We start from the raw sequence: 15,050 nt of genomic DNA, 5'->3' as shown, positions 1-15,050 counted from the left end.
TTGAGTTCATTCTACATTTTTCGTCTTAAACTCTATATATTTTAACATGAAAATCAGGATCATGTTGTCCTAAAAAGCAACAAGTTTTGAAAATAAACAAACCTTAATGATAATAATTATTTTCCTATTGAAAAGTTACCGATACAGTTTTAAAATAGAGGTGGAAAACACGTTTACCAAATATTTTAAAACCGGTAAACAATTAAGAATTTTTTTTGAATAATACTGGGAGGTTTTTTCATGGCTAAGTATACTATTGTAGATAAGGAAACTTGTATTGCATGCGGTGCATGCGGTGCAGCTGCTCCAGACATTTATGATTATGATGATGACGGGATTGCATTTGTAACCCTTGACGATAATGAAGGAATCGTTGAAATTCCTGATGTATTAATCGATGATATGATGGATGCCTTCGAAGGCTGCCCAACTGATTCTATTAAAGTTGCAGATGAGCCTTTTGATGGAGATCCAAACAAATTTGAGTAATTTTTCAATTTAAAGATTAAGCTACTACCCCCGCTTCTTTCAAAGCGGGGGTTATTTTTTATATGATAAATGAAAAAAGCAGCCATTATTATCAGGCTGCTTTTCATTTGATTAAGCATTATTCACAACAGAAAATTTATTGATCCATGCCTGCATGCGAATAAATAGCAGCATGAAAATAATCGACATCATGATCCCCTTAATGATATTGAATGGTAAAATAAAGGGAATGACATAGCTTCGCATATCAGGCATATTTAATAACGCCGTGTAAGCCGGCAAAATGATGAAATAATTTAATATGCTCATGACCACAGCCATAATCACCGTTCCGACAATCAATCCCAACGTCATTCCCTTCCTTGATTTGATTCTGGTATAAACAAGGTAGGTTGGCAGGATAAATATAATACCGGCAAAGAAATTGGCAATATGGCCAACCGGAATTCCGGTTTGACTTCCGGTTGCAACATAGTCTAATACATTTTTTAACAGCTCGACCAGTATTCCAGCAACTGGACCGAAAATTAAAGTGGCAAGCATGGCAGGTATGTCGCTGAAATCGACAAATAAGAAATTTGGAAAATACGGTAATGGGAACTGCAGTACCATTAATAGATACGCAATACTGCTCAGCATCCCAATGGATACCATTACTTTCACCTTTGAGTGTTTCTTTCTCATCTTCTTCCTCTCTCCTTTTGATCCATCATTTAGGAAGAGAGGTTCAGCATTCGGACATCCCACTAAAAAACTCCCTCAATAAATTGATTTGAGGGAGTTTTTAGGCATGTTCAATAAACGTTTGCTATGTAAATTTTTTGCAAACGTCTGCAGAACCTCCATCTTCTCCCATCCAGACTTTACTGTCGGCTTTGGAATCGCACCAAATCCTGCCAAAACGGCTCGCGGGCTTAAGAGCATTGCTCCATTACCGCCGGTCGGGAATCTCACCCAGCCCCGAAGATAGATCGATATTTTTTTATGACTACATTATACTGAAAAAAATTCACTTTGTTAAGTGAAAGAAAAAAAGATTAACTTTTTGTTCATAATATAGTAAATAAATGCAAAAAAACCACCGTCTTTGATATGACAGTGGGTCGATTTTTTTACTTTAGGATTAAAACTTGATTAGGAACTATGAAGTCTGAATTCAGACCGTTCATTTTCTTGATTTTGGCGACAGGTACCTTTTTCTTTAAGGCAATGGAAGATAATGTGTCACCACGACGGACCACGTATTGATTGGCCGGCCCAGTATTCCGTACATTCCCTCTCTTGGGTGATCGCACATAGGAACTGGCGGTCAATGCTCGATTTCGGGCAACTCCGACCGGAACAACTTCACCTACTTCAGTACTGCCTAATAATTTTTCCGGATTAAAGGCAAATTTCTTATCGTAACGCCATTCCCGATTATGTACTTCAAAATGAAGATGTGTACCGGTAGCTTGTCCAGTCTTACCCATTTTTCCGATGAGTTGTCCTCGTTTGATATGCTGGCCCCTATGAACCATGCGTTTGTTTAAATGAGCATAGACGGCAACGATATTATTTACATGCTTGATAAAAACCACATTTCCATATGTATCGGAGAAATAGGACTTCTCCACTATACCATCTTGAACAGCAATAATTGGAGTTTCCATTCCCCCGGCAATGTCAATTCCTTTATGTTTTCCCAGCCTTGTTCCATAGGTATCAGTAATGATACCGTCCGTAGGCCAAAGCCAATGCCCATTCTCCCCTTTATTTGTGACACCTGCAGCTTCCGAATGTTTCCCTCCTAAAAACAATAAACTTACACAAAGTGCCATAATAATGGCAATTAAAAACCTCTTTATGTAGTCACGCATTTTTTCCCTTTTCCTCCTTATCGAAACTCTCCTCCTCACGATATGTAATCCCCTTCATTTTTAGAACATATTGTGGAGGTGGAACAAACATATTTGTTATATTTTGGAGACGGCGGTCATTTTATACCAAAAAATAGGTTTTAGAGCAAAAAAAGAAATCAACCAAAAAGGTTGATTACGATTAATAATCTATATTACGCAGATTAGGAGCAATTGGTACCTTGTTTTCTTCAGAAAAATGAAATGGGCCAATTTGTTTCAAAGGTGCATCATTTATTACCACTTTTTCCAAACCAAATTCTTTAGCGGTTAATAATAGGGCCTCATACGAAAACAAGGTTTGCTGATCATCCTTTATTTTCGAATCTTTCTTCACTGATACATGTAATGTTTTATTTCGAACCGCCAAATCCTTTTCCTGCAGTTCAAACATCATTGATTTTTTAAGTCCATAATCTGGCAGATCTTTCTTCATGGCAATGAGCGCATCCTTAATCGTTTTAAATGATTCAATAGTTGGAACGAGAAAAGGAGATTCGTTTTTATTCGGATAATAAAACAAAAAGGCGTGATTTTTTTCAGGTTCGATCGTAAGTTCTGGGATATTTCCGTAATTTCCGAATTCAATCCCAGGCTTCCCGTTCGTAAACAATCTAACCTTTTTCAAATTACTATTGGATGCTATATCTTTTTTAAGAATGTCGATAAATTTCTCATTAGCAGCACCCTGACCGTATGGATGGTCACTCGGAACATTAACGTCAAGAGTTTGATTCTTTTTATCCAGGCTAAATTTTGCTTTTATTGGGTAATAATCAGTTAATCCCCAGCCATCTTCATTTAAGCGTTCCATCTGCTCGTTAAACAAATCCAGCCATGACTTGTTTTGCGGATCCTTAATAATCATGGACACTGGAATGAGGTTTTGGATCTGATCATCCGGGATCCAATAGGTAATTACCTTCCCGTTTCCAACCTCCTCTTCATAAACAGCAGACTTCATCAGCTCAGGAGCCCGTTTCTCAGAATGCTTCTCTATACTTGACATGGTAATTTTATTGGCTCGAGTCTCATTTTTTCTCATCAGACTTTTGTCTTCAACTGTTTTTTCTCCTCCAGCTTTATCAAGAGAGAACTGCGCCCCCCTCCATCGAAAAGTTTGGGTCCAAGAACAAGCACTAGAAAAAGAGCCGCAGCTGCTGCAATGCTTGGCAACACCCAAGAAGGCGATTTTCGCCTTTTAAAGGAAAGATTTTGGTAAATGTCACGAGGATCGCGATAATCTTGTATTTTGGGCATTTTACGCAATAATTCTTCAATCTCTCTATCGCTCCACTCTGACTTTTTCACTATGCATTCCCTCCTTTTCATAAAAGGCTTCCATATGCTTTTTGATAATCTTTAACGAACGATGCTGCGTTGTTTTTACCTTACTTTCAGTCCATCCCAAAGCCTTTGCTGTTTCCGCGATCGATAAATCATGTATAAACCTTAAAATGACGACTGCACGTTGATCCACCGTACAATATTCCAAGCATTTATATATCCATTGAATTTCTTCTTTTTGAATGGTAATTTCTTCGGGAATTGGATAGTCATCTTTTACTTGATTCGTAGACCAATCAAACTTCTCCATCAGTTTGTCCTTCCAGCCCTTTTGCTTGCGAAAATAATCAATGGCTACATTTCTGGCAATCGAAAAAAGCCAAGTTTTCTCGCTGCTTTTGCCCTCAAAGCGAGTATAGGACTTGAACACCCTAATATAGACCTCTTGAACTAGATCTTCTGCTTGTTCCCTGTTTCTGACCATATAAAACAAAAATTGAAAGACATCATGGTGATATTTTTTATATAGTTCATCGAAAACGGAGTCCATCATTTCCCCTCCCCGTTCATTGAATTAGTCGCTATTTCAGTAGGAAAAGTTTCACCCTAATAAATATAGACTGTTTTCCAATAAAATGAAAGGGAATTTTTAGCAAAGAATAAAATAAAAAAGGCCCATCCAAATAATCTGGAAGAGCCTAAGAAAATGTTGATCCACGAATGAATGTTTCCCGTGAATCAAGAACAATCGGCAAGAAGTAGTTTAATCTGCCTTATTTCGCGGCAAAAGAAAGGAAAATGTCGTTCCTTGACCAAGCTTGCTGTGAACCGAAATCGTTCCTTTATGGGCATCAATGATATTTTTGGCAATCGCGAGTCCAAGTCCTGTACCGGACTTTCCACGTGTTCTTGCTTTATCTGCCTTATAAAAACGTTCAAAAATGAAGGGCAGGTCATCCTCTGGAATCCCTGATCCCGAATCTCTTACTTCCATTCTCATTCCTTTGTCATCGGGAGCAACCGTTAGTACAACAGAGCCTCCCTTTGGTGTATGCCTGATGGCGTTATCAATTAGATTCGTCAGAACCTGTTCGATTCGATCAGGGTCGAAGTAGAAGAAATCGATTCCAGCTTCAATTTCTGTATTCAAATAAATTTCATTTTCCTTTGCCAGCCCCTGAAATTTATGAATAATTCGATTGATAAAAGTAGAAACATTTACTTTTTCCTTCGTCAATTGAAGATGTCCGGCTTCCATGCGTGCAAGATCAAGCAGTTCATTGACAAGGCGGCCCATACGAAGGGATTCATCATAAATTACCTTAGCCATTTCCTTTTTCTCTTCTTGAGATTCCGCAATATCATCAACAATCGCTTCACTGTAGCCCTGCAACATGGAAATAGGCGTTCTAAGCTCATGGGACACATTGGCAATAAAGTCCTTCCTCATTTTATCCAATTGCCTTTCTTCGGTCATATCTCTTAATACGGCTACTGCCCCGCGGACAAATCGATTACTGTAAAGCGGTGTGACAATAATGACCCAATGTCGTCCCTGAAGCGATATTTCTCCCATTTGTTCTTTTTCCGTTTCAACTGCCTTGTGAAACAGTTCCATTACTTGGGAGGGAATCGCCTCCGATTCTGCACCTTCTCCTTTTTCATAATACCAGTACTGAAGGAAGCGTTCACCCGGGGGATTTGAAATCAGGATGGCCCCATCACGGTTAAAGGTGATCACTCCATCTGCCATACTGCTTAAAATACTGGACAGCTGCTCTTTTTCTTGATTAAGAGCATTCATATTGAATTTTAGCTGCCGCCCCATTTGATTAAAAGCTGTTGCCAGTTCTCCAATTTCATCATGGGTGAGGATTGGCACTTTTGTATCAAATTTTCCTCTTGCCACTTCAAAAGCAGCTTCCCGCATTTTTCTTAACGGAGCCGTAATTCTGGTAGACAAAAAGAAGGCGAAAATAGTCGTTAAAATAATCGCTACACCAGCAACAAGTAAGATAAATTTTGTTGTTGACTGAGAAGTATCCTTCATGACTTCCAGAGATTGATAGATAAAAACTCCACCATTTTCTCCTGAAAGATGCAGTGGTACGCCGATAATGGAATAATCAGCATCCTTATTATTGGCATTATTCTTGGTGGATAAGTTGGACACTTTTTCAACTGTTTTATTTTTATGGAGTACTTGTGATAATTCCGGATCATTCTTAATATCATTAAGTGTTAATTTTTGATCGTTCCCCGTGTTGGGTGAGTAATAGACTTCATGGTCATTTTTAATGATGACCACTTTCGTTACTTTGTCGATCACTTCCCATGATATTTCTAAACCAATTGGCAATTCCTCATTGGGGTGTTCTTCTAATATCCGAGCGATTTTTTCGGCTGTATTGGTTAAATCATCCTGGGTTTTCTCAATCGCATAGTTTTGAAAAAATTCGAGAAGCATTACCGTTAAAATAAACAGAACAAATGAAACTAATAAAAGAATGGTAAACCAAAGTTTACCTACAACACTTCGTAAAAAGGTCATTCATTTGTTACCTCAAACTTGTAGCCTACACCCCAAACTGTTACAATCATCCTGGCAGCCTGTTCGGAAACTTTGTTTAATTTTTCACGAAGACGTTTCACATGGGTATCAACTGTACGTAAATCGCCAAAAAATTCATAATGCCAAACTTCTTTTAATAATTGTTCACGATCAAACACTTTATCCGGTGCTTTGGCAAGGAAATAGAGCAGTTCATATTCCTTGGGCGTTAAGCTTACTTCTTTCCCATCAGCCATTACTCGATGGGCATCATTATCAATTGTGAGATGTGGGAATACAATAACATCCTTTGTTGTTGTTTCTGTTTGCAGGTAAGTGGTCCGCGACGCTCTTCGCAAGATTGCCTTTACCCGTAAGACAACTTCGCGCGGGCTAAAAGGTTTTACAATATAGTCATCGGTTCCAACTTCAAAGCCTTGAACGCGATTCACTTCTTCACCTTTTGCCGTTAGCATAATAACCGGTGTTGCCTTTTTTTCTCTAAGTTCACGGCAAACTTCAATGCCATCCTTGCCCGGCATCATCAGGTCGAGGAGAATAACATCATAGTCGTTGGAAATTGCTTTTGATAGTGCTTCATTCCCATCTTCAGCTTCATCTATAATAAAATCTTCTCGTTCCAAATACATTCTTAATAAACGGCGAATCCGTTCTTCATCATCAACAACTAAAATTTTCACTTCTTTTTCCATTGTAATCCCCCCATGATGATTATTTTACAAAATGGTTTACATTTTTGCCATATGTTCAATGTCAATAAATGGCTTAAAAAGTGTCAATAATATGACAATGTGAAAAATGTTTAATAATTTTATAAAAGCCTTCACTTACAGTGAAGGCTATGCGTTTGTCTTTTAAGAACCGGCATAAGAGTGAAGGCCGGCAATTACAAGGTTGACCGCAACCAGGTTGAACATAATAATAACGAAGCCAATGACAGCAAGCCATGCTGACTTTTCACCATGCCAGCCTTTGGACAATCGCAGGTGCAGGAAGGCAGCATAAAACAGCCACGTGATCAAAGCCCATACTTCCTTAGGATCCCAGCCCCAAAAGCGGGACCATGCCTCCTGTGCCCAGATCATCGCAAAAATCAAGGCGCCTAATGTAAAAACCGGAAACCCAATTAACACGGAACGGTAGCTGATTTCATCGACGAAATCAAGTTTAATATTTTTTACCATTGGCTTAAGCGCAGCTGCAATCCGTTTTCTAAGGATAAGTCTGATCGCACCATAAAGAACAAATCCAGCTAAAAACGACCAAATAACCGTATTTAACTTTTTAGCATTAATCAATGCCGGCATTTCAACTAATGGTTTGAATCCATCATTTGTCAATAATTTACCTTCATGAGGTCCAGTCAAGGCAGGCATTGTATATTCAAGATTCGCTTCGTTACCGTGTTTATCTACCCAAGTAAATTTCTCCTGATAGCCGATGGCGGAAAAAGCAGTTGAAACAACAACAAAACCAAGTACAACTACTAATGCAAACATGACGATCTCAAGCCAAAAAGTTCGTTTATTCGATTTTGTTTGATCAATCGCCTTAACCAAATAGATAAGACCTGCGGCAAAACTGATGGCTAAAATAGCTTCCCCGATAGCTGCAGTCGTAACATGAATACTTAGCCAATAACTTTGCAGTGCCGGAATTAATGGCGTAACATCCCTTGTAAACATACTTGCATAAGCAATCACCAAAATAGCAATTGGCATCGTAAATAATCCAAGCAACGTACTTCGATAAATAAAATAAATCACAATAAAGGCACCCACAAGAGCCATGCCAAAAAAAGTGGTGAATTCGAACATATTGCTAACTGGAGCATGTCCGGCCGCAATCCATCTTGTAATAAAGTAGCCTAGCTGTGAAATAAAGCCAATAATGGTTAAAAATACAGCAATACTACCCCATTTATTTGTTTTCTTTGTTTCATTTACATCTTTCTTTGCTTTAATTGAGCCGCCATAAAACACGGTTGCAACTAAATAAAGAATAAAAGCAGCAAACAGTAAATTACTACTTATTGTAACCAACTATACTCCCTCCTTATCCGTCTCTTCCCGCTGAAGTTGATCCTCGGGCATGTTTATGTTTGTCTCTTCAAGGACTTTTTCTAGTTCCCTTTTTAACCCATACCAGTTTTTATTCGTATGCGCCGCTATCCAAATTTCCCCATTTTTGTTTTGTACCCAAATCCGGCGATGATTCCAATAGGCCCCTTGAACTACACCAATCATGAATAAAATGCCACCCAAAATAACTAACCATAGGGATGAATCTTTCCGAACGATAAAACCGGAAACATTTTTTGTTTCGATACCTCTAAACGCCATTTTATAGGTATTATTTCCAAATGGTTCAATCGTTTGTCTAATCGCCACAAAACTTGTCTCCCCTTTTGGTTTTTCCGGAGAATACATGCGGAAAACAAATGCAGGATTATTGGGTACCCGTGATTTTGTCGTGGGTTCTCCATCTTTTCCAAACTCAAAATCGGGAAAATAATTAAGGATTTTAACCGAATATCCATTACCCAAATCATATTTTTCCTTTGGATCACGCAGATTTATTGTTAACTCTCCATAAGATTGGTTTGTTTTTTTATTAGTGAGGGCAAATCTCATCGCATTCATTTCACTTCTGAACGATGACTGATAAACGGAGTAGCCTTCAAATGTTAACGGATGATTAACCCGAACCTTATACTCTTTCACTTTCTCAAGTTTTGGCTTTTCCCCGGGAATTTTTTCTCCTATACGTTTATATAAAACAACGTTTGATTGATAGTTCTTCACAACGTTTCCGGCTTTTGCAAGCGCCTTTTCAAATTTTTTATTTTTATTCTTATCATAGTGCTGCAATATAAACTGATTATTATGCAAATAAAATTGTTCGCCTGTTTCCGGAACCAAGGCCGTTTCGCCTTCACGGATCCAAAGATTTTCATTCACATACATTCCTGGGACAAAACGAAGCATGCCGCCAAATAGAACTATAATCAACCCAACATGATTCACATATGGACCCCAGCGTGAAAACCGGCCTTTCTCTGCTAGTAAATTACCATTTTCCTCACGAACATGATAGTGTTTTTGTACGAGATGCTGCTTTAAAATGGCCAAGTCTTTTTTCTCAGCATTTTGGGTAACCCCGAAAACGCGCTGCCGTTTTAAAAAGCCTTCATGTCTGGTAACACGCTGTGCCTTTAGCGCTTTATATAAGGGGATCACTCGATCAAGGCTGCAAATCACAAGCGATACACCAATCAAGGCAATTAATAATAAATACCACCATGATCCATATAGATTATCGAAGCCCAATTGATAATATAACTTTCCGAATGTGCCGTATTCTTGTTCATAGTAAACTTCAGGCGGCAGGTCTATGTACATTTTCTGCGGCAGTATCGTTCCGATAATGGATGCTATTAACGTAATGACAATCAGCCAGACACCAACTTTAACAGAGGAGAAGAAGTTCCATACTTTATCAATCATTGTTTTATTATACGTTTGGGAGCGGCGGGCACTGCCCTCATAACGCATATCAAGCAATTGCTTATTCGTTTCCTGCTCGTCAAGTATTTTTCCACAAGCTTCACACAGTACAGTTCCATGTGGATTGACGTGACCGCATTCACATTTGACATCTTTCATTGTAAAAACTCCCCATAACCGCTAAGGTTTTATTTTCTCCATAAATTCCCTAACATCATTTTCCGTCATTTCACCGGTATGATACTTGACAACCTTTCCACTTTTATCGATTAAAAATGTGGCCGGCAGTTGATCTACGCCATATGTAGTCATAACTTCCTTGTTTGTATCAATCATGATTGGAAAATCCAGCTTGTAGTGAGCCGCAAATTGATTGACCGCAAGTTCCGATTCCTGAATATCAACAGCTAACACCTGTACACCCTGGTCTTTAAATTGATGATACTGGTTATTAATATAAGGCATTTCCTTTTTGCAGGGCGGGCACCACGTTCCCCAAAAATTCAAAAAAACCCCTTGTCCTTTATAGTCAGAAAGGCGATGTTTGGTTCCCTGCATATCAGTCAAAACAAAATCTGGGGCCTGGTCTCCTACGGCCACCTTTTGTTTATGGTCTTGCATAAAATTCGCATATAGTGTATAAGCAACGGCCGCTACCAGGATTGTCAGAATCACCGTTCTGATTATTAATCGCCGTTTTTTCATCAAAACCCCTCCATTAAAACATGAAACAGTTAAGCTAAATTATACCATTTTTCATTATTAGCATAGTGTTTATCGAAGAACAAAATTGTGACGTTTCTATGAATTTTTTATAATAGCAATCGATACCCTTCCCAAGGCTATCCTTTTTTCGATTTTTTGTTCCCGTTCTCCAGCGCAGCTGCTCTTAATTGCTTCACTTCATGCGGGGTTAATTCTCTTCCTTCACCGGCCCTTAATCCGGTTAATGTTAAGAAAGCATAACGCTCTCGCTTCAGTTTCAACACATCATGACCGATTGCAGAAAACATTCTTCTCACCTGGCGATTTCTTCCTTCATGGATTGTTAATTCAACAATGGCTGTTTGTTTTTTCTTATCAATGGAAAGGACTTTGGTTTTAGCAGGTGCTGTTTTGCCGTCTTCAAGCTGAATCCCTTTTTCTAATTTCTTCAAATTCTCCTTTGAGGGGATTCCTTTAACCTTGGCAACGTAAACCTTTTCAATTTCATTTTTGGGATGCATCAGTAAATTGGCAAATTCCCCATCGTTTGTCAGCAGTAATAATCCAGATGTATCATAATCGAGCCGGCCAATTGGAAAAATTCTTTCCTTCAAATCAGCAAAGAAATCAGTAACAACCTTCCTTCCTTTATCGTCACTGACACTTGAGATCACACCTCTAGGTTTATATAGAAGAAAATAAACCGGTTCTTCCCGCTCGATTGGAATTTCATTGACTTCTACCCGGTCGGAAGGAGAAACCTTAACTCCAAGCTCTGTGACCATTTTTCCATTAACCTTCACTTTGCCGGCGATAATTAACTCTTCAGCTTTTCTCCTGGATGCAATGCCAGCACGGGCAATCACTTTTTGTAATCGTTCCATCTAATTCCACCTCAATATTATTTCAAAAATCAATTGTCGATTCAATTCTAAAAACTCATATATTCATTCTTCCTACTGAATTATGACATAAATTGCTGACTTTTCAAAGCAACGGCTCCATTAAATAAAATAAGAAAACCGAGCAGCCACTGCCCGGTGAATTGCAATCATTAACAGGCGCCATGCGAATGTTTCGCGTGGCGCCTGATTTTTAGCTTTCATCTAATTCGTAATTTTAATTGTGTAAGGTTTAATCGTGGAATTGCCAAATACATCTTTCACTTTAATGTGATACTTGCCTTTTTTCAACTGAACCCGCATCATTTCTGTTTGTCCGGCTCCATAGTAATCGGCTTTTGAAATAAGTTTTCCATTTTTATAGAGGGAAATAACTCCATCCACTTCATTTCCCGATTCAAAGGAAATATATCCGTTTAGTTTGTCTTTCACATTGACCACATACCAGTCTTCGTCGCCATAGCCAATACCACTATTTAAATGGCCGGTGGCGTAAAGCGTATGGGAATCTTTCTTTTTCAGGCTAATCGGCTTGGTTGGAATATTATTTTTTACTTTCGACTTACTGTCTTCATCCTTTGTCGGAACCGGAGCAACGGATAATTGATACGGGACTAAAGAGAATTGTTGGACCCAACTATCCGTCAGACCAATAATCGAGATAATATAGTTTTGGCCTTTTTCGACCTTAAACGAACCGTAGTTGTTGGAAGCACCTTCAAATAAACCTTTGATCATGATGCTGGCCATTTCACTATCGGCGTCATCAATTTTTCGGTTTTTGTTGATATCCTTGAAGACGATCGCGACTCCATAGATTCGGCTAAACAATTCCTTTGGATATTTTTTCAGCATAGTCTCGCTAGCTTTTCCGCTTTCAAATAACAGACTGTAAATTTGCGTCTTGTTCCCTTTTAAGTAAAAATTATCGACATCATTCGGCATGGCAAAATTGCCATGGACAACGGACGCTGGAAGATCTTTTATATTTTCTGTTGCATCATTATCTTCATATTGATCCCCCGGGTTTGCGATTAACAGTTTTGAAGATAAATTATACTGGTCAATGGAGACACCCATATCCATCATTGGATTACCCGTAAAATGAATGAGATACGTTTCGTTTTTCTTCAATCCGGTATACATCGTCCCATTCAATTCGCCTGTGAACCAATTGTCACTTTCATTACTTCCGATATTCGAAAAATCAAGGATCGGCTTTCCATACTCATCTTTACTATTGATGACTTGGATTATTTCAACATACGGCTTGTCTGAGTCATCATTCGGTAAACTAAATTGATAGATTCCTGTTTGGCTTGGTTTGATTTTGTACCAATCCTCATCACCAGGAGTTTGAATATATCCTTTAATCGATTGTCCGATATTACTAGGAATGGCATTATCCAAGATTGTTTGTAAATAAGCGGAATAATCTTCATCGCCGCTAGACTCGCCATTCCCGATATTATCTTCGTCTTGCGGAAGAACCTTTGCTTCAATTTTCACCGTATATGGCAGTAAAGAGGAATGAGTTTCCTCACTTGATTGATCGAAAATCGTCATCCCCATGTCGAATTCGTTTTGCAGCATCGGTTTGCTTGATACCTTTACGAGATATTCCCTATTTGGGGTAACTGCAAATGATAGTTTTTCCCCAGCGCCAATCCCATTTCGATCCATTTGCGCAACAGACGGTAGTTGATCAACCGGAAGGGTGTCTGGATTAGGCTGATTAGAACTGTTGTCAGCCGCTCCGGATTCTCCTTGCTGGCCAGCTCCGTTTGACATTGACAAATCATAGACTTGAATATTGGAATCAATTCCGGCAATCCCCGATAAGGTTACTCTTGCGGCTGTTTCATCACCCGTTTTAAAACGGAAATAATCATCATCGCCATTTTCTCCCATAAAGGTGAGTGCTTCCGATGTATATGGTAATGTTTTTACCTCAATCGGCGCTTCCATCGTTGATTCATCCCCCGGCATTTCGGCGGAACGCTGGATCGCTAGACGGAAGGTTGACCGTTTGGCCGGTGATTCATCATAATTCCCATTAATATCACTGATCCCGATTGCCATTGTTCCGGTAAAAGGAGCCTGGATGAGCTTTCCTTCCGTTTTTCCGGCTTCTTGCTTATTGACATCTACAGAAAATGTCTGATCGTCAGAGTAGATATTTAGTGTCATTTTATAGTCATATTGACTTGGGCCGTTTAAAGCTGTTTGGATATATTCACCTTTTTTCACAGGGAATTGATACCACTTCTGTTCCGACGGTTTTGTAAAGTTTCCCGTAAGCTCTTTTGAATCTGCGAACGATAATGTGGTTGCTTTTTGTAAAATATCCTTTTTCGTCCACTTCGCCGTAACGAAGGAAGGTAGATTCTTAATATTATAGTTTAATGCACCGACTGGGTCGACGAGTCCATTCCCGTATTTTATATCGTATCCTTTTGCTCCTAAGTCTTTTGCAGAATGTTCAAGTATGTACTCCACTTGAGCAGGCTTCAGGTTTGGATGCTTGGATAAGAGCAGTGAAGCGACCCCTGCCACCATCGGAGAGGCCATCGACGTTCCGCTTAGCATCTCAAAGGAAGATTTTTTCTCATAATCATAAATAGGAGCATAAATATCTTCTCCCGGGGCCACAAGGTCTACCGACGGGCCATAGGAAGAAAACCAGCTGAGCTGTTTCTTGTTGTTCACTGCCCCGACACCAATGACGCCTTCATAGCTTGCCGGATAATTTGGATACGCTTCGGCGTCATTGCCGGCAGCAGCCACAACGGTGACGCCTTTTTGGATCGCTGTATCAACCGCTTCTTTAAGAATTGTCGATGGGAATGGTGAACCAAGACTCATATTAATCACTTTTGCACCGTGGCTTGCTGCATAGAGAACCGCCTGGGCAATTGTATAATCTGTCGTCAGGCCATCTCGGTCAAAGACATCAATCGGCAAAATTTCCACATTCGGGTTTATACCATAACCGCCGATTCCATTCCCTTTCGCAGCGGCAATTATCCCGCTTACATGGGTACCATGGAGATCAGGTGCGCCATGATTCATCGGATTAATGACATTATAGCTTGGCAGCACTTTTCCTTTTAATTCCGGATGGTTTTGATCAATTCCCGTATCGATGACGGCAACTTTTACTTTCTTTTTTCCAGCTAATTGCTGTGCTTTTGCGATATTTAACATGGATAAATGGTATTCATCCTTCACCTTCGGGTCTGCCGGGACCGAAAATGTTTTATACATTACACTTCTTTCAACCGAAAGCACCTTGCTGTTTTTTTGGAATGCCTGGGTGACTTTTTGCAGATTATTTTTCTTAAGCAGCTTAACGACTAAATATCCTAATTGCTTGACATTTTGCGTGATAATAAAGTCTTTATTTACTCCTTTTACTTCCCCTTGATTAATCGGCTGCTTGTACTTAATAATGAGGGTATCATCACTTAGTAAGGAGGCTTTGCTTTCTTTGATCTTCTGCTTAATTGGGGCGAGTTTTTTTTGAATTGCCGATTTGTTCATTCCTTGTTTGCCCGCTGCAGTAACTTGGGCGGTAGAGGCAAAAATTGTCGATGTCATCAACACTGCACCAATACCGATGGTACTAATCTTTTTCCAGATAGATTTCATAGGATCCCTCTTTTCTATTAAACTAGCAATATTATACACA

13 protein-coding genes and 1 riboswitch are annotated in these 15,050 nt (G+C 39.3%); of the genes, 1 reads left to right on the top strand and 12 read right to left on the bottom strand.

Annotation, left to right across the window (positions count from 1 at the left end; all coding sequences use genetic code 11):
* The first annotated feature begins 240 nt into the window (after positions 1-240).
* Positions 241-489: a 4Fe-4S domain-containing protein gene (locus tag RCG24_RS02680; protein ID WP_202655358.1), complete on the top strand. Its 249-nt coding sequence runs from the start codon at positions 241-243 to the stop codon at positions 487-489.
* Between the two features lie 111 nt (positions 490-600).
* Here RCG24_RS02680 and RCG24_RS02675 read toward each other — a convergent pair whose 3' ends face one another.
* The 12 genes from RCG24_RS02675 to RCG24_RS02620 all read right to left on the bottom strand — a co-directional run bounded on the left by RCG24_RS02675 (position 601) and on the right by RCG24_RS02620 (position 15,010).
* On the bottom strand, positions 601-1,173 hold the full coding sequence (locus RCG24_RS02675) for an ECF transporter S component (protein ID WP_308078267.1): 573 nt from the start codon (positions 1,171-1,173) through the stop codon (positions 601-603).
* A 156-nt stretch (positions 1,174-1,329) separates the two neighbouring features.
* Positions 1,330-1,461, bottom strand: a riboswitch (FMN riboswitch).
* A gap of 140 nt (positions 1,462-1,601) precedes the next feature.
* Entirely contained in the window at positions 1,602-2,348 is a 747-nt protein-coding gene (locus RCG24_RS02670; protein WP_308078266.1) for a peptidoglycan DD-metalloendopeptidase family protein, read from the bottom strand.
* A gap of 181 nt (positions 2,349-2,529) precedes the next feature.
* On the bottom strand, positions 2,530-3,432 hold the full coding sequence (locus tag RCG24_RS02665; RefSeq protein WP_308078265.1) for a hypothetical protein: 903 nt from the start codon (positions 3,430-3,432) through the stop codon (positions 2,530-2,532).
* Entirely contained in the window at positions 3,432-3,698 is a 267-nt protein-coding gene (locus RCG24_RS02660; RefSeq protein ID WP_308078264.1) for a hypothetical protein, read from the bottom strand. The genes RCG24_RS02665 and RCG24_RS02660 overlap by 1 nt, the downstream gene beginning before the upstream one ends.
* Positions 3,673-4,224, bottom strand: coding sequence for an RNA polymerase sigma factor SigX (gene sigX / locus RCG24_RS02655; RefSeq protein ID WP_308079095.1), 552 nt, complete (start codon positions 4,222-4,224; stop codon positions 3,673-3,675). The genes RCG24_RS02660 and sigX overlap by 26 nt, the downstream gene beginning before the upstream one ends.
* Positions 4,225-4,437: 213 nt before the next feature.
* Complete coding sequence (locus RCG24_RS02650) at positions 4,438-6,225, bottom strand: ATP-binding protein (RefSeq protein ID WP_308078263.1); 1,788 nt, start codon at positions 6,223-6,225, stop codon at positions 4,438-4,440.
* Positions 6,222-6,938, bottom strand: a complete 717-nt coding sequence (locus RCG24_RS02645) for a response regulator transcription factor (protein WP_202655353.1) — start codon at positions 6,936-6,938, stop codon at positions 6,222-6,224. The genes RCG24_RS02650 and RCG24_RS02645 overlap by 4 nt, the downstream gene beginning before the upstream one ends.
* Positions 6,939-7,100: 162 nt before the next feature.
* On the bottom strand, positions 7,101-8,288 hold the full coding sequence (ccsB, locus tag RCG24_RS02640; protein ID WP_308078262.1) for a c-type cytochrome biogenesis protein CcsB: 1,188 nt from the start codon (positions 8,286-8,288) through the stop codon (positions 7,101-7,103).
* Complete coding sequence (locus RCG24_RS02635) at positions 8,289-9,911, bottom strand: cytochrome c biogenesis protein ResB (protein WP_308078261.1); 1,623 nt, start codon at positions 9,909-9,911, stop codon at positions 8,289-8,291.
* A 21-nt stretch (positions 9,912-9,932) separates the two neighbouring features.
* Positions 9,933-10,457 carry a thiol-disulfide oxidoreductase ResA gene (gene resA, locus RCG24_RS02630; RefSeq protein ID WP_202655350.1) on the bottom strand — a complete coding sequence of 175 codons (525 nt, stop codon included), beginning with the start codon at positions 10,455-10,457 and terminating at the stop codon, positions 9,933-9,935.
* A 137-nt stretch (positions 10,458-10,594) separates the two neighbouring features.
* Positions 10,595-11,341: a 23S rRNA pseudouridine(2605) synthase RluB gene (gene rluB / locus RCG24_RS02625; protein ID WP_308078260.1), complete on the bottom strand. Its 747-nt coding sequence runs from the start codon at positions 11,339-11,341 to the stop codon at positions 10,595-10,597.
* A 222-nt stretch (positions 11,342-11,563) separates the two neighbouring features.
* Positions 11,564-15,010: a S8 family peptidase gene (locus RCG24_RS02620; protein ID WP_308078259.1), complete on the bottom strand. Its 3,447-nt coding sequence runs from the start codon at positions 15,008-15,010 to the stop codon at positions 11,564-11,566.
* Positions 15,011-15,050 lie beyond the last annotated feature (40 nt).

It is taken from the genome of Neobacillus sp. OS1-32 (assembly GCF_030915425.1).
GTDB lineage: Bacteria > Bacillota > Bacilli > Bacillales > Cytobacillaceae > Neobacillus > Neobacillus paridis.
The sequence above is the reverse complement of the archived record's forward strand: the minus strand, read 5'-3'. Positions and strand labels throughout refer to the sequence as shown.